The 16204-nt window shown below is 68.7% G+C and carries 11 protein-coding genes and 2 pseudogenes; 3 read left to right on the forward strand and 10 right to left on the reverse strand.

Translation table 11 applies throughout. The annotated features are described in order from the left end of the window. Positions 1 to 575 precede the first annotated feature (575 nt). From OG624_RS40575 to OG624_RS40615, 9 genes and pseudogenes are all read right to left on the reverse strand, one after another. Positions 576 to 932 (reverse strand): annotated as a pseudogene (locus OG624_RS40575) (M15 family metallopeptidase); the annotation flags it as partial. Next, the gene (locus OG624_RS40580; protein ID WP_371640729.1) at positions 933 to 1439 is read right to left on the reverse strand and encodes an NUDIX domain-containing protein; all 507 of its coding nucleotides are present in this window, start codon (positions 1437 to 1439) and stop codon (positions 933 to 935) included. Further along, positions 1436 to 1912 (reverse strand): GNAT family N-acetyltransferase, encoded by a 477-nt coding sequence (locus OG624_RS40585; protein WP_371640730.1) that lies wholly within the window; start codon positions 1910 to 1912, stop codon positions 1436 to 1438. The genes OG624_RS40580 and OG624_RS40585 overlap by 4 nt, the downstream gene beginning before the upstream one ends. A gap of 38 nt (positions 1913 to 1950) precedes the next feature. Next, entirely contained in the window at positions 1951 to 3315 is a 1365-nt protein-coding gene (locus tag OG624_RS40590) for a phosphotransferase (protein ID WP_371640731.1), read from the reverse strand. 20 nt (positions 3316 to 3335) lie between these two features. Then, positions 3336 to 4142, reverse strand: a complete 807-nt coding sequence (locus OG624_RS40595; RefSeq protein ID WP_371640732.1) for a class I SAM-dependent methyltransferase — start codon at positions 4140 to 4142, stop codon at positions 3336 to 3338. Between the two features lie 27 nt (positions 4143 to 4169). Continuing rightward, positions 4170 to 5930 (reverse strand): GFA family protein, encoded by a 1761-nt coding sequence (locus tag OG624_RS40600; protein ID WP_371640733.1) that lies wholly within the window; start codon positions 5928 to 5930, stop codon positions 4170 to 4172. Then, positions 5921 to 7390, reverse strand: coding sequence for an NUDIX domain-containing protein (locus tag OG624_RS40605; protein ID WP_371640735.1), 1470 nt, complete (start codon positions 7388 to 7390; stop codon positions 5921 to 5923). The genes OG624_RS40600 and OG624_RS40605 overlap by 10 nt, the downstream gene beginning before the upstream one ends. A gap of 951 nt (positions 7391 to 8341) precedes the next feature. Then, a pseudogene (locus OG624_RS40610) lies at positions 8342 to 8896 on the reverse strand (STAS domain-containing protein); the annotation flags it as partial. A gap of 1975 nt (positions 8897 to 10871) precedes the next feature. Continuing rightward, positions 10872 to 12791: a hypothetical protein gene (locus tag OG624_RS40615; protein WP_371640736.1), complete on the reverse strand. Its 1920-nt coding sequence runs from the start codon at positions 12789 to 12791 to the stop codon at positions 10872 to 10874. 482 nt (positions 12792 to 13273) lie between these two features. Between OG624_RS40615 and OG624_RS40620 the strand changes: the two genes are divergently transcribed. Beyond that, positions 13274 to 13621 (forward strand): hypothetical protein, encoded by a 348-nt coding sequence (locus tag OG624_RS40620; protein WP_371640737.1) that lies wholly within the window; start codon positions 13274 to 13276, stop codon positions 13619 to 13621. A gap of 622 nt (positions 13622 to 14243) precedes the next feature. After that, the gene (locus tag OG624_RS40625; RefSeq protein WP_371640925.1) at positions 14244 to 14477 is read left to right on the forward strand and encodes a helix-turn-helix domain-containing protein; all 234 of its coding nucleotides are present in this window, start codon (positions 14244 to 14246) and stop codon (positions 14475 to 14477) included. Between the two features lie 83 nt (positions 14478 to 14560). On the opposite strand, the gene OG624_RS40630 is transcribed toward OG624_RS40625, so the two are convergent. Next, positions 14561 to 14716, reverse strand: a complete 156-nt coding sequence (locus tag OG624_RS40630; protein WP_371640738.1) for a hypothetical protein — start codon at positions 14714 to 14716, stop codon at positions 14561 to 14563. 230 nt (positions 14717 to 14946) lie between these two features. On the opposite strand from OG624_RS40630, the gene OG624_RS40635 reads away from it, so the two are divergent. Beyond that, entirely contained in the window at positions 14947 to 16143 is a 1197-nt protein-coding gene (locus OG624_RS40635) for a barstar family protein (RefSeq protein ID WP_371640739.1), read from the forward strand. Positions 16144 to 16204 lie beyond the last annotated feature (61 nt).

A 16204-nucleotide genomic window follows, 5' to 3' on the forward strand; every position in this document is an offset into this window, starting at 1 on the left:
CCCATCTCGGGTGACTTGAGCGTCACGTAATTCCTCATCCCGACTTATCCTAATTGGCTACGGATACGACGGAGTTCGGGATCCAGAGACCTGGTCATCGCGGAGATGTGAGTGCGGTCCTGGGCCCGGGATCGGAAGCCCACCGGCACGCGGCACCCGAACTGGATGCCCTCCCACTCTGAGCCGGGGGCTGGCACACAGGTTCCTGGCTCGAGCGAGACGAGTACATGGTTTGCCTCGAACGCTTCCTCACCGGCCTCCTCGCATCCCAGCGGAACCCCGAACAACAGCGCTTCGGGCACCGCCGCCCAACGGCGATAGCGACGCGCCTTGAGGGCTCGGGGCGTGATGGAACGCCTCGCCGCGGTAGATCAGGCTGGCGCGCGGGAGGGTGCAGGGCTGACCAAGTCCTGAATGCCTCGACGTGCTGAGGTTCACACACCCTGCGCTCGACCCTCTCGGGCAGTCAACATTTGGGCCCGTGAGGCCGTTTGGCTTTCCCCATGAGCCGCGAGGCTGCTGTCCGGGAGACGGACCCGCAGTCCGATGCCTGTTGGGCGTTGAGATCGCTGTTGCGGGGCGATCTCGGGCGGTGACACGTACCGGCTCGCCTGTGCCCGCAGTTCCTCGGCTGGCCAGTCGCCGTGGGCCGCGCGCAGCTCGGCCGCGTATTCCTCGAAGTACCGCTGCTGCAGGGCGGGCGGCCGGAACCCTTCGACGACGAGCAGGCGCAGCCCTTCGGGCAAAAGCAGCTGCGCCTGCAGGAGCCGGTCGAGAACACCGGAGCGCAGGTGCGCGAAGGCGTACGCGGGATCGGAGCGGCGGTCATCGAGGAGGAGTTCTTCGCAGGCCCGAACGTCGGCCAGGGGGTCACCGTTCTCCGCGACCGGGATGGCGGCGACCCGGGGGTCGGACATCAGGACGATGCTCATCTAGACCTCCCAGTCCCAGGTGTCGAAGTACGCCGGGACCCCGGCCTTGCGGGCGGCCATCACGGCCTCGAGCCGAGTGTGGTCGCGTCCCGGCATCAGGCCCTGCCACTCGGGGACGGCCAGGACGCGGACCTCGTCGTGCTCGTCCGGGTCCAGCACGATTCCCGCAAGCTGCCCGGGGGTGAGCCGGCCGCCGTCGAAGACCCATCCCGCGGTGGCCAGCGGCCAGTCCTTGCCCGGCAGCCCGAACACGGTGGCCAGGAGCTTCGGCGGTCCCTCCAGGCGGAGGCCGGTCTCCTCCAGGCACTCCCGCACGGCGGTTTCCCAGGGGCGCTCGCCCGGTTCCGCGACGCCGCCCGGCCACTGCCACGGGTGGGTACTGGAGTACGTGGCCCGCAGCTGGACGGGCCGGTCGTCCTCATCGGTGAAGAAAACGGCACCGAAGCACGCGGCCTTCGGCAGCGTCGCCGCGAACTCCTCCGGAGGCAGCCATTTCCGCTTGCTCACGACGCGTTCCCTTCGACGGCGGGGAAGCGCGTCATCCGCATGAGTGCCGGGTTCGCCGCGAAGCCGAGCTGCTCGTACAACGGTGCGGAACCGTCGCTGGCGTACAGCTCGTACAGGGTCACCCCGTCGTGCTCCAGGTGGTCGAGGAGGGCTGCGAGCGCGGCTTTGGCGTAGCCGCGGCGCCGTTGGGTGGGGTCGGTGGCGACCGCGTGGATCCGCACGGCCAGCCCCTTGGGGTACTTCGGGGCGGGCAGGACGGCGTGGACCAGGCCGAGGGCGCAGGTGGCGAGCCCGCCGGTGGGGGAGTCGACGACGTACGCGCGGGCGTCCCCGCCGTCTTGGAGGCGTAAGGCGAGCTGGTCGGCACACGTGGTGAGCCAGGCTTCGTCGAGGGGTTCGCTGAGGATGTTCTCCGACCGCAGGCGGGCGATCTCGGCGGCATCGGCAGGGGTGGCGAGGCGGGGTTCGGGCACGGGGGTCCTTTCTCGAACGGGTAGAAGATGCAGACGGACTAGGGATGTTGGGTTCGGAGCCGGCGCAGGGTGCGGTGGCCGCGCTCGGTGACCTCGGGGTCGTCGTGGCTGGTGCCGTAGGCGACGCCGGAGACGGCGTCGAAGGCGGCCTCGCAGTCCAGGCGTAGCTCCTCGGCAGGGGTGAGCGATCTGCCGTAGCCGTTGAGGAACGCGGCGCGCAGGTCGGGCCGACCGGTCCAGGTGTCGCTCAGCCGCACCATGTCGCGGGTCGCGGTGTTGTACTCGGAGCGCTCGAAGTCGAACAGCAGGGGTTCACCGTCGCCGTCCAGCAGGACGTTGCGGTACTGCAGGTCCCCGTGGGTGGGCACGAGCGTGGGCTTCGGGAGGTCCGCGTAAGCGCCGACGAGGGCGAGGACCAGATCCTCGTCCCCGTCGGCCAGGTACGGGCGGGCCCCGTCCAGATGACGTTTGATCTTGTCCGCGGCCGTGGCGGCCGTGGCGGCTGCGGCGGGCAGCTCGGGTGCGCTGCGGTGAAGGGCGCTTACGAGACGGCCCAGGGCCTGCTGGACGCGCGCTTCGTCGTCGGCGCCGAGAGCCATGCCGTGCAGCGGGTGCCCGGGCAGCGCGGTAACGACGAGGGCCTGCGCATCGGTGGCGGCGGCGACGAGACGGGGAGCACGCTCCCCGAGGGCCGGCACCCATGACCGGTACGCTGCGACCTCCCGGTCATGGAACTTCGCGCCGCGGTGCCGCTTCAGGTACCAGGTGCCGCCCCCGGGTCCTGTCAGCCGCCATACCCGGCTGCCGGTGCGCATCCAGGACACCTCCGTCGCCTCCGCGATCCGGCCGACGGCCTGTTCCGCGAACATCCGCAGCCGGTACGGCACCTCCACCCCTCTGACGGGCGGCCCGCTGAGCAGGCGGGTGCGGTCGGGGCCGTCCGGCCGGTGCTCGATGGCGTCGCCCGGCTGTTGGAAGTGCACGGCGGCGGGGAGATGGGCGCGGTAGGCGTCCAGTCCGGCCCGGCAGTACGCCACCATCGGGTCGGGCAGGGTGTCCAGGGGGTACCAGTCCATGCCGTCGCACCGGTCCGACTCCATGATCCTAGGCTGGCCCGACCAGCGGCGGACTTCGAAGAAGACGCCGATACGGGACCGGGATCCCACCGGTGGGCGGTGGTGGACGGTGACCGCCGCGGTCACGTCCTCCGCCTGGATGAGTACCCCTGTTTCCTCGAGGGCTTCCCGGATGACGGCCTTGACCATGTCCTCGTCGGGGTCGAGGTGCCCGGACGGCAGATGCCACAGGCCCGACGCATACACCGGTCCGGCCCGGCGGGACAGCAGCACCTCCGGTCCGCGCTCGCCGTCGCGGCGCAGGATGAGGTGGACGTCGACCGGCACCGTGTGCCGGGCCCTGCCTCTCACCGGGCTGCCCCGGGGCGGCGGGCGAGCAGCACGGTGAACACGCCGTCCTCGTGCAGGACTCCGTCCCGCGCGTGCTGGAGCAGGAGCGCCTGGGCCTGGCCCTCGAATCCGGCGTGGTCGGCGAAGAGGTCGGGCCGGGCGAAGCTCGTGGACCGCAGGTAACCCAGGACGCTGCGGGGGGTCCACATGCGGTGGAAGGGGATGCGGTGCTCGGCGACGTCGCTGAACGCGGATTCGGCGAGATCGTCCTCGTAGCGGCGGCCGGGCTCACGGTAGGTGCCCGTGGTGTCGGCGCGGCGCTCTGCTCCGAGATGGGACTGGATCAGGCTCTGGAGCGCGACGGTCCATTCGACCTGGTGGGTCCACAGGCTGCCGTCGCCCATGATCGCGACGGCGGCGTGTGGCGAGGCCACCCGGTCGGCCATGGCCAGTACCGCGGGGCGGTCCATCCAGTGGAACGCCCGGCAGCAGGTGACCAGATCCGCCTGGTAGCCGGGTTGGGCGGGGGCGAACTTCTCAGCCGGGACGGCGTGCACGGTGGCGGTGCGCTCGCCCAACTTGGGCCCGAGCTCATCGAGCGCGGTGCGAAGCATCCCGTCGTTCTGGTCCACGAGGTCCATGTGGGCCGCAGGAGGCAGAGCGGGCAGCATGGACAGGGCGACCTGTCCGGTGCCGGCACCGAGGTCCAGCAGCGTGGGCGCCTTGCCCCCGGCTAGTTGCCGGGCCAGGAGCTGGACCACCTGGTCGGGCAGCCGGGGGCGGTATCGGGCGTAGTAGCGGGCCACCGAGTCGAACAGGGACACGGGACTCCGATCTCGTGGTGTGGGCGTTCAGCTGCTGGTGTCGGGGACCTGGGGCAGCCAGGGCACGGCGGTTTCCCGGAAGGACTGGTTGACCGGGACCAGGTCGGGCGGGTTGCCCAGCGCGGAGAGCGTGACCGCGATGCTGGTGGCGCCGTCGTCGAGGGCGCAGATCTGGCTGCCGCAGGACGGGCAGAAGCCGCGCTTGGAGTCCGGCCACGTGTAGTGCCACGACGGCTCGGCTCCGGACCAGGCCAGACCGTCGAGCGGGAAGGAGACCCACGACATCATCGGTGCCCCCGACAGGCCCTGACAGTCCCGGCAACTGCAGGTGTGGGGGTAGTCGGGCTCCCCGGTGACCGTGAACTGGACCTTCCCGCACAGGCAGCCGCCCGAACGGGCCGTGGTGGAAGCCGGGGTGGATGAGGCCACGGGGTGGGACTCCTTCTGCGTCAGGGTGGGCTCGGGCGACGGCGATGGGACGGTCGTTGCCTGCTGGAGGGCGGTGGGCAGCGGCCAGGACAACTCGGGCGGCCCGCTGCCGGCGCTGACCCACTGGGTTCCGTCCGGTTCGAGGTGCAGCCGGTAGGAGGAAGGGGATCCGGCAGCCTGCCATCGGGTGGCGGTGTCCTGGATCTCCGCCCAGATGTCGCGGGGCCCGCAGACCATGACCGTCCACGACCCGGAGCCGCCCAGCCTGGCAGTGACCCACGACCCGCAGTCCGGGGCCCCGATGACTAGGTGGTCGGCAGCCCAGTTCCGTACGAGTCCGGGGTGAAGGTGGTCCAAGGCCAGCCACAGACCCCGCGCATCATCCGGCGGCGGGCCCGTGTGCGTGGTGCGGGTGCTGCCCCCGTCCGCGGCCTCGATCCGGCCCCGCAGACCGGGCTTCAGGTACAGCTGGCTCCAGCCGTTGCCGGCCCGGTGTCCGAGCCGCACCGCTTCCAGACGGGCCGTAACACGCCCGCTGCCGGTCCTGGTGAGGACGGCCAGGCCCGGCCAGGACGGCGAGGACGTCGACAAGGTCGCCAGCGCCATCCCGCCGACGGCCAGCTGCTGCGACCAGGCATCCGGCACGCGCGTGACCGCGTACGACACGAAGATCCGGTCGTAGTCCGCGGAGGCGGGCCAGCCGTGCTGTCCGTCCCCCGTCACGACCGTGGGCCGGTGACCGAGCAGGGCCAGTCGTTCGCGAGCGGCGGCGGTGACGTGCTCGTCCCGGTCCACGGTCACCACCCCCGCATCCCCCGCGATCCGGCAGGCGACGGCCGCAGTCACCCCGGCGCCGGTCCCGACGTCCAGGACCCGCTGGCCCGGCCTCAAGCCGAGGCGCTGGAGGAGCGCGACGGTCATGCCGGCCGTGCTGGACATGGCCGTCATCGACCCGCCGGACCTCGGGGCGGGCGCCCGGCCCAGGACGGGTTCGCCGTCGTGCTGGACCGGCACGCTCTCCCCGCCGTACAGCAGCCCGAGCAGCTCGTCCCGGTCCGCGGGCACGGCCCAGTCGAGCAGGTCCCAGCGCGGCGGGGTCTCGTCCGACCTGCCGCGCCGCGCGTACGCCTGCGGCATCAGCACCTCCCTTCGCACCGCGAGGAAGGCGCCCCGGACCGGGCCCGCATGGAGGTGGCCTGCGGCCTCCAGTCCGGCGACCAGCTCCGCCCGCGCGGCTGCCGCCCTCTCCTCAAGGGCGACTCCGGCATCGGCGGGCGGTACGAGGGGATCAGGCACGTACGACTCCTTGGGCAGGGGAACGGGGACGGCGGGCGGGATGCGCGGGGCGGTCAGGTCCACCCGAGCTCCGTGTAGGGGCGCCCGGCCCGGATGCCTTCGATCGCCGCGCGGGTGTAGGGGACGATCGGCTCGGGAAGGCCGTCGGCCGGCCACCAACCCCAGAAGACGCAACGGTCCGGTTCCCGGACCTCGGGCGTCCCGGCCCACTGCCGGGCGCGGAACACGAACCCGATACGGGGTTGGTCTCCGGGCTGGTCGACCATGTGCACCACGTGCGCGAGCTCGACGTCGGCCGGGTCGATGAGCAGGCCGGCCTCTTCCTGGGCCTCGCGAACCAGGCAGGTCACCGCGGACTCCTGCTCGCAGTGCCCGGCGAGGAAGTGGTGGGTGCCGCCGGCGTACGCGGAGTCGGGGTGGCGCAGGCCGAGCAGCACCTGGCCGTCGCGTTCCAGATAGAGGTGGACGCCGACGATGTGCGGAACACTGGTGCTGCCCGCCTTCGGCCCGTCGGGCCCGCAGGATCCGCCCTGGGGCGCCGTCGTGCTGCGGGCAGCGTGCTGGGCGTGCCGGCGTACGAGGTCCAGGGTGGAGGGGCTCAGCCGCAGGCGCCCCATGGCGTCGGGGCGGAACCAGGCCAGCATCACGCCCTCGGTGAGCGGCAGGCGCGCGGGGTCGCCGTTCCACTGGGCGGTGAACACCTGTACCGGCACGGTCAGGCCGTCGGTGCCGGTGGCGAGCTCGACGGCGAGCGGCTCCACGACGCCCGGCTCGAGCCCGGCCTCCTCACGCAGTTCACGGCGGACGGTCTCTTCGAGCGAGGTGTCACCCGGCTCGCAGCCCCCGCCGAGCAGCGCCCAAGACCCGGGCTCCCAGATACCGGGCCGGTCATCGCGCAGGTGCAGCAGGTAACGGCCCTGCCCGTCGTGGATCAACGCCGAGGCGTTGACCGGCTCGATGCGGCCGTCGAGCCCAGACGCGGAGAGCTTCGCCCGCAGCTGCGGGGCCGGGACCTCGTCGAAGGCGCACCACTCGGCGGCCGAGACCTCCTCCGGCTGCACCGTGACCTCGACGTCCCTGTCCACCAGCTGGAAGATGAAGCGGAAGTCCCAGTGCTGGTGCGCGCCTTCGCCCTTGGCGGGGTTGGCGTCGATGTCGAAGACGTCGATGTCGATGGGCAGGGGACCGTATGCGGCGGTGGCACACAGGGCGCCGGGCGGGATGCCGGCCTCCTCGTGGACCTCGCGCAGGGCCGTCTCCAGCAGCGAGTGATCCCCAGCCTCGACGTGCCCGCCTGGTGCCAGCATCAGTCCGAAGGTGTTGTGGTGGATGAGTAGGACACGGCGGTCGTGGTCGACGACGACCGCGCTGCACGTGATGTGCCCCGGCATGGTCGAGCGGCTCGTGGGCTCGGCGTCCTCGTCCAGCAGCCGCAACAGAGGTGCCAGCAGCGGCGCTTCAATCGGGTACCGATCCAGATAGGCGGAGACGACGTCCTGGATGTGGGCTCGGGTGGGCGGCAAGGTGGCCTCGCAGTTCGTTGACGCGGACGAGTACGGGGTGTCTGAACGGGCGGTACCGGGCCTCGGCCTCGGTGAACTCCCAGCACCGGCGCCCGGCTGTGGGCCGGCATCCGGATGCACGCCCTTATGAGAGTGGTTGACCACCGCCGTCCGCGGTGCCGCGGCGGCAGGGAGTTCGGAACCTGCGGACTGCGTGGCGGTACGAGGCTCGGGTACCGCGAGAGCGGCGGAGTCCTTCTGGTCATCCGGCTCAGGCGGCGGGTTGGGCATGTGCCGCAGGCCACGCAGGGGTGAGAGCGCCAGGATCACGAGAGGTAGGACCAGCAGGCAGGCGCCGACGGCCAGCGCAGGCCGTACTCCGGCCCAGGTGCCGAGGCCCCCGGCCATCAGCGCCCCCAGTGGCCGGGCGCCGGAGGTCAGGCAGGTGCTGACGGCCTGCATCCGGGCCTGCATCCGGTACTCGGTGATGATCTGCCGGATGGATTTCTCTGCGATCTGTATGTCTCATGAGACGTTGGCGTTCCCTGGAAACTCTGGGCGGCTGGGCTCCTCAAGGATCGCGATGGGATCGCGTGTACGCAGTGGAATGAGACAGGGTGCACCCAGAAGTGCGGACTGAGCGGTTCACCCCGAAGTGGGATAGGTCGACTGGCGCTTCGACGGCACGAGCGAGGCCAGTCTTCGAGGTCGGCCACAGACCAGGGTGACCTCTGCGGTCTGCCGGATGGCGGCCGAAGTCGGCGGCTCGGCTTGGTTGCGGACATGAGACCGCCCCGGTGGCACAGGGGAGTCCACCGGGGCGATATGTCCGGCATCGTAGCGCCGCAGGACTTGAACGGAACGCGACGCGGAATTCTTGACCATGGTCTTGCCGCAGCCGAGCGGACCATTGTGAGAAAGGCGAAGGACCCCGGCCGACGGCTGGGGTCCTCCTGGGTGGTGGGGATGGGGTCAGTGGCTGGTGAGTTCGCCGAGCTTGCCGTGGAGGTCCGCGCTGGGGTCGTTCAGGCCGATGCTCTCCACCGTCTTGCCGCGCTGCCTGTACTTGGTCTCGATGGCGTCGAGGGCGGCTACGGAGAAGGCGTCCCAGATGTGGGCCGCGCTGAGGTCGATGACGACCTTGTCGGGGTCGGTGGCGTAGTTGAACTGGCCGACGAGGTCGTTGGGGGAGGCGAAGAACAGCTCTCCGGTCACGGAGTAGACGACGGTGGTTCCGTCGGGGTCGGTGACGGCGGTGACGTTGGCGAGGTGGGCGACGCGCTTGGCGAAGATGACCATCGCGGTGACGGAGCCGACGACGACGCCGATGGCGAGGTTGTCGGTGGCGACTACGCAGATCACGGTGATGACCATGACGGTGATCTCCCCCGCGGGCATCCGCTTGAGGGTCTTGGGGGCGATGGAGTGCCAGTCGAAGGTCGCGAAGGACACCATCACCATGACGGCGACGAGGGCGGCCAAGGGGGTGTCGGAGACGACCGGGCCGAAGGCGATGCACAGCACCATCTGGGCCCGATCGGGTGCGTCAAGAACTCAGGTTGCGCTGTCGTTCTGGCATGGCCACTCTGGAAGTGGGCCGTTTCATGCGCCGTTACCTATCGACGCTTTATGATTCACGCTTTGCAACAGCGGGGGATTCAGAGGTACCCCATGACCAGCAGCCCTGCGGGAATGACGATGTCGAGTCGGTCCGATTTCGACAACCCAGATGTCGGACGTCGGGTGGGGCTCCTCTGGCTAACACGGCCCGCATGGATGCACAGGCGGGTTGATACCTTTGAGTTCATCGACACTCACACCATCCGGCAGAATATAGGGTTTCACCTAACGGTTCCCGAGTATGCGCCGGCACTTGCTGATCCAAACGGGGAACAGCATTGCTTGATACCACTCATGGTATTGGATAAGGCTGGCCTATCCTACCGGTTCCACCTGTACGACTCGGAAGGGCGGCCGGTTCCCCGCCTAAGAAGCAAGGAATGCGGCGTTCTCGAGTTCAACTTTCTAACCTTCCTCACGGAGAAGCTCCTGGGTGGCCACATACCGAAGACGCCTTGGAATCCCGGCCTACCAGATGGACTAGCGTCGGCCTTCCAGCGCATTACTACTTCACTACCGCGTGACGGCATTTCCACTTATGAAGAAATGCGCTCAACACCTTGGGGCCTCAACAATCATCAGCAGACGCAGCTTTTCGGCGACCCGAATTCCCCGGCGACCGAGGCCTTTAGGCTCTGCGTGAAGGTCCTAGCTGAAAGCCACCTGTTGTGCGTGCTCCTCCCTGGACCGCCTGGCACTGAAGCCATCGTCAAACTGGACTGCGACGTCGGTCACAAATGGGAGGCGGCACTTCGTAAACCCTGGCGCGGCTGGCTGCAGCTGATCGGTTGGGAGCCCTGGCGATTTGAGGCACCCGTACCAGCAGGAGACCCAAGCAGTTACCACTTCGAATTCTGGTCACCCAACGGCGTGCTAATCGACCCCTCCTCCCCGGGACTGCGACCCGCGCCAGCTAAGCCGCACATTGGCTATTTGGGCGGTCATGGATTCCACATGGCAGCCCACAACTTCCCCCTCGGACACGACTACTACCTTGAGCTACGCCTCCGATCAAAGCTCACTGGATGGGTGTCCGCGACCCTTGCAACCGGCTTGGCGGTGCTTTCCCTGCTTCTGATCGCGAAGCGTCAATCCGGAGAGCTCGTAGCAGCCAAATCTCCACCAAATCCGGGATCACTTGCCCAACCTTTGAATCTGACCGTACTTCTGACCACGATCTTCCTGGCAGTGGGGGCAGCCGCGATAACAGTCCTGGCGAAGTCATCGTCCAAACCACACGCACTGGAAGATAAAATGCTCAGCGGACTGCGCGCGATATCGTGGTGCATTCCGATCGTGTGCCTTTCGTCGGTCCTCATACTTTTCTGCGCAGCGACTGCAAGCGGAATGGAATCAGGTTTCCTCGGGCTGCTTTGGGCTCAGTGCATCGTTCTGGCCCTAATCTTGCTCCCGGCGCTACTACGGGGTGTTTCCAGAGTTAAACAGAAGGTAGTCGCAGCTCGAACGGCGAGACAATCACCTCCTCGTCTTTCGCAAGACGAGTGAACGTGGGAGTGTGAGTCGGTAGAGAGGAGTCATACCGTGCCTCAACGCATCGACGGCCAAGGCGAAGACAGGTTCATGTGGATCCAAACCCTGGACGGCCGGCAGGCTTGGCCGGACGACGGCCTCAGCGACCAAGGCAGGGCCCGGCGCCCACCGCAGTGGCCCGGCACCACAACGGGCACCCACCCAGCCCACACCATGCCTGCAGGTGCTCCTCGGCCGAGGCGAGATCGCCGAGCCTGGCGTTGATCACGCCCGATTCGTGGGCCCATCGGGTGGGCGGCGGATCCGCCCGGGTGTCGGCACCGTGAACCGTGGCGGCCGCTAAGGTAGCCGACACCCTCAGACGTTCAGCCCCCGGTCGTCGGGGGCTCACTCACGGCTCGGTGGTGAGCACCAGGACGGAGTTGGCACCCACCGTCAGCGTCTGTCCGTTGGTGAAGTTCTTCGCCACCGTGCCGACCTTTGTGGGGAAGCCGTTGGCGTCGGTGCTCGGGGTGGCACCGTCGGTGTAGAGGTACTTGTTGAGGGTGATCCACCCAGTAGGCTCGGTCAGCCTCACCGTCTGTGCGACGGACGTGCGGTTGACGAGGACGAACGTCCAGCCTCCACTGGGCAGTTGTGCAGCCAGCACGCGCACGCCCGTCGGTTCGGCCGGCGCATGGATGGTGGACCCGTTCGGCAGGTACCGGGTCAGCAGACTCCAGGTGTAGAACCACGGCCGTAGCGCCGTGGAGTGGGCCGACACCTTGTCAGGGTCGTCGTCACCCCGCCCCCACATCCCGCAGAACGTGGTCGAGGCATAACCGTCGAGGCACCAGGCTGCCGCTCCGTCCACGCCGCTGCGGGCTTCCTGCACTGCCAGATCCGCCATGCGCAACGGCTGCGTCGTGTCGAGCGCGAAGCGGTAGTCCTTGGTGCCGTCCGGGTACTGAAGGGCCTTCATCCCTGTCTCACCCAGCAACACCGGACCGCCCGGCGCCGCCAGCCGGATCTGGGACACCGCCTCGTCCATCACGGGCTCGACGTACGCCGGGTCTGCGCCGTATAGCTCCTGGCCGTAGAAGTGGGCCTCGCTCGCTCCCAGCAGGCCGCTCTGTGCAGAGCGCAGCCACCAGGAGTTGTTGCCCTTCCAGGTGCCGGTGTTCATGTCGGCCTGTGTCAGTGTCAGACCGTCGAGTGAGTCCTCGACGGTCGTGCTGTTGTTGGCGATGTGCATCGACCCGATCGAGTGTTCAAGGGTCGAGGAGGCCACGGACAGGCGGAGGTACTTGCTGCCGGTGATGCCGGAGGCGGTGTACGTGTAGCTCCACATTCCGCCTCCGTTCCTGCCGGTGACCAGGGCGACCGGCGTGGGCGGCGCGACCGCCAGGTTCTTCCAGACCGTGCCGTCCAACGAGGTCTGGAAGGTGATCGCCGTGTCGGTGGCGCTGTCCGCGTAAACCTGTGCGGTGAACGTGTTGAGCGCGGCAAGCTTCCAGACCAGGGCCGAGTTGCACCCGGAATTGCACTCGGGTGCGGCCTGGCGGCCGAGGTCACCGCCATAGGAGCTGATACCGGCCTCGGCACTGTCGGCGCCTGAGATGACCGTTCTGGTGGTGTCCACCCCGGCGGCTGCGAAGGTGGACGCGAGGGCGGTGGTCGCTGTCTGCCAGTCGGCGTACGTATGGGACTTCGAATCGTTGGCGACGTTGGGCTCGTTGACACCAACCCAGTACGCCGGCGCGGCGCCGACGGCCTGCAGACGCTTGACCAGCGTCGTCTGGATGGCGGCCGTGTTCGGGGATGTGTAGGTCAGGTTGTCGATGCCGAACAGCCCGCTGACAACCGGTACGCCCTTGTCCACATAGTGCTTGATCACCTTCTCGGCGTTCAGATAGGCGGAACTGGTGAAGTCGTAGGTGCCGCCCGCGTCAGTGCCGCTCCAGAACCAGGGCAGGTTGAACATGACCCGGACCACGCCCGGTTTCATGTAATCGGTGCGGGACACCATCCGATTCCAGTCGGCGGTGTTCCAGCTCGTGCCGCTCGGCGGCTGGGGGTTCTGGTTGTAGCCCAGTCCGATCCAGTGGCTGCTGACCACATCGTCGGTGGTGGCGGCGACACTCGGGGCCGGGGCCGCAAGCCCAGTGCCGAGCGCTGCCGCAGTGGATATCAGCATCACGCACAGCGCCCAGCAGACGGACCGGGCGGGCCGGAAACGTAAGAGTGATCGGGAGCGCATAGATTCCTTCCAGCGTTGTGTGTCGGGGGCGGGCCTGCGGTCGAGACCTGCTGTCCAGAGCATGATGGGCACGGCTCGTAGTGCTCCGAAAGGGCTTTGGAGGAGATACGGCCGAAGGGCGCCCCCGCGGGGGCGCCCTTCGGCCGTATCTCCTCCAAAGCCCTACTCCACGCTTCGCCCCCGGCACGCGTGGGCGGCGGCCGACACGAGAGTCGCGGGGGAACCGGCCGCTCGATCCGCGGCGGCGGCCGGCTGGCCCGGGCGGGCAAGGGTGGGTGCAGTGGCGTTTCGCCGGTGAACCGGTGTGCGCGGGAGGGTGAACCAGGCCGGGGTGGCCTGTCGGTGACGGTACGGTGGCCGATAGAACCAACCCATGATGATCATGAAGCGGTCCACTGCCGCGGCCGCCACCCTCGCCCTGACCCTGTCCCTGCCCACGGCCGCCCACGCGGCCGCACCCTCCGGCGGCCGGTCAGGCGGTGCGCTCGTAGGTGAAGGTGGCATGCGGGCAGACTCTGCCGTCCGTCGGCAACCAACCCCTGTACGAGGCGGATGTGGACCTCACCGGACCGCTCGCGGACTGGAACGCACACTGTTCGAAGAAGGGCGAACCGGCATTCGCCCCCTACATCGTCGCCGTGATCATCAGACTTAGCGTGGGCATGAGCCTCACAGCTGCGTTCGCCGATTCCTGGCAAGTCACCGGCGCGCTCGCGGCCGTCACCGCGGGCATCGCCGCCCCCAAGATCATCCAGCAGCTCGCAAAACAGGGACTGTCGCACTCCGCAGTCGCCGTGCCACCCGCGCCCCCCATCGAGCCGGCGCCGACCGGCGCTCTACCCCAACAGCCGACCGCTTCAGAGGTCGCCGCGAACCCAGGGGGACAGACCAATGCGCTCTGACTCCTTCACCGCCCAGGTCCTCGGGAACATCGCCCGCACAGCTCCGCCCTTCGTCGCTCGCCGTGCTCATGACACTCCCACCCGCACACTCCCCGTTCGGCGGCCGCGGTCGTTCCTGTCCTGGCTACGTCATGCACTGGCCAATGAGCCCCTACACGACGACTCCCCCGGCCACGACGAGATGCACAGTGCGTACGACAAGAGCGCCTTCCCGGGTGGCACCGTCGACAGCGGGCGAGGAGCAGCAGCCTCCCCCATTCAGGACGCCACCCTTGGCGAGTCAAGGCGGGACAGGGGCAATGGAGGTGCACCCACCACCCCATCGGGGGAGGGACGCCGCCGCGCTGAACCGAACACGCCTGATCAACGAACTGAGACCGCCTCTCCGCAGCCGGAGCCAACACCACAACAGCTCTACGGCGACGTCGAGCGACTGCTGCAGGTCGCAAAGCAGCAGCTCATGATGTTGGGAGAGGTCAGGCTGCAGCCAGCGGCTTGGGCGCAACTCGAATCGGCATGGGAAGCCTTGCAGGAGGACATCAACAGCCCCGAACTATCCGAGCCGAAGCGTGCGCAGCAGGAGCGCCGTCTGCGCGCATTCATCGAAACCACCCAAGCCCTTCTGCCCGCACGAGCTGTACGAGGAGAACGTCCAACCGGCGAGGTTCCACTTCTCACCGTCGCTGAGGTTGCTGCGGTGATGCGCGTCTCCAAGATGACGGTCTACCGACTGGTGCACGACGGGCACCTTCCGTCGATCAAGGTTGGTCGCTCGTTCCGAGTGCCCGAGAACGCAGTCCATGAATACCTGCGGGAAGAGAGTCGTGCCGCGAGCGAAGCGCCGGGTGCTTCCTGACGCACCCGTTGGACCCCCCGAACGAGTTCGGCGGGCGGGTGCCGACCCTGCAGCCTGCACCCGCCCCATTTGCAGGATGGTGATCAGAGCGCGGGTTCGTACACGATCCTCGGGTTCGGGCAGTCGGCCGCGTACCGCAGGAGTGCCTCGCGTTCGGCCGGGTCAACGGCGAGGCCCCAGCGGTGCTTGGTGGCGACCCATTCGCCGAGGTAGCGGCAGTGGACCGCGGCCATCGGCATCCAAGTGGCCGGGTCCTGGTCGGACTTCTGGCGGTTGGAGCGGGCGGTGACACCGACGAGGGTGACGTCGGAGCCCAGGTCGTTGGCGTAGCGCCGGCGGCGTTCGGTGGTCCAGCCGTAGCCGCCGACTGGCGGGGAGCGTCATTCCAAGCACACGATATTCGGAGGGCTTCGGCGTCAGCGAGCCGTAGGGTTGGCGCGCCAAGACAGCCTGGTAGCAATGGAGAAGCGTGCGGCCTGAGGAACATGTGGGGTGGGAGCGGGACTTCCCGGTCCGGTATCTCCTGGTGCGAGACGACATCAGCGGTGAGGAGGAGGAGGGCGTGCTGTGGGGGCGGTGCGCCGAGGTCGAGGGCCTGTTCATGGACGCGCCTCTGCTGCCGCGAGAGGTCCTGACGCTGCGCGGCTGCCCGCGCGAGAGCCTGCTGGTCCAGGCCGTGGCGGACAGCGCCGACCCGGTGCGGCTGTTGGGGGACGGAATGCTCTCGATCGAGCCTGTGGATCCCTCGAACGACGGGCCGGCCCGCTTCTGGGACCTGGAGGACACGACTGTCCTGGCCCAGTGGCCCACGCCGGGCGATCCCGGGCGCGTGGACATCGTCGTGGGCACCGGCGTCAGGGAGGACGACTACTGGGGCAGCAAGCGGCTGCCTTCGAGCCCGCGGTTCGACCTGTGGTTCCCCTCGATCCGGGGGGACAGCCCATCGGGCGGTTGCCGTTCCATCGACGGCCTGTTCACCCCGCGCCCGCAGCGACCCACCCAGCCCGTGCACCTGATCGGCTGCGAACCCGCCGCACCGCTTCTGGCCCTGCTGTGTCGTCCCCTTCCGCAGGAGGGCGACCCGATCACGTTCTGGCCCCTCGATCGCCACGGCCGGACGATGACCAGGTACCGCCTCGACCTGCACACCGTCGAGGCACGCCCGTCCGTCCTCGGCGGAGCCCTGATCGACGTCACCATTAGCGACCCCGGCGACGACCGCCCCACCCTGGCCGCCCGCGCAGTCTGGGAGATCTGGTCCGACGGTGTTCCCACGCGGCACAACCAGTGGGCACAGTTCGACGTCGAGGGCCGGTCCGAGTGGCTGGCCCTCACCCGCGTCGGCCCGTACGGGCTGCAGGGCCTCTCCGGCGGGACGTACCACCTGGACGGACAGCACGTCACCGACAGGAACGGCTTGCTCCTGGCGCTCGGCGAAGCCCTGCTCGGCCCTGGCGCCAACTACGGCAGATGTCTGGACTCGGTGGCGGACTGCCTGTGCGGCGGGCCCTCCGTCGTCCCCCCGTTCACCCTCGTCTGGCACCACGCGGACATCGCCCGCCACGCCCTCGCCGGACACGTCCTGCACCACCTCGGCGGCCTGTCCTACTTCGAGGTGACCGTGAACCTCCTGCGCAAGCGCGGCGTCACCGTCGTGCTCCGGTGAGGGAGGCGACGGACAATCCCGGACCCCTTGAAGACAGCGCCTGGCCTGGAGAAGGAACGGC

The sequence above is a fragment of the Streptomyces virginiae genome, assembly GCF_041432505.1.
In the GTDB taxonomy this organism is placed as follows: Bacteria; Actinomycetota; Actinomycetes; order Streptomycetales; family Streptomycetaceae; genus Streptomyces; species Streptomyces virginiae_A.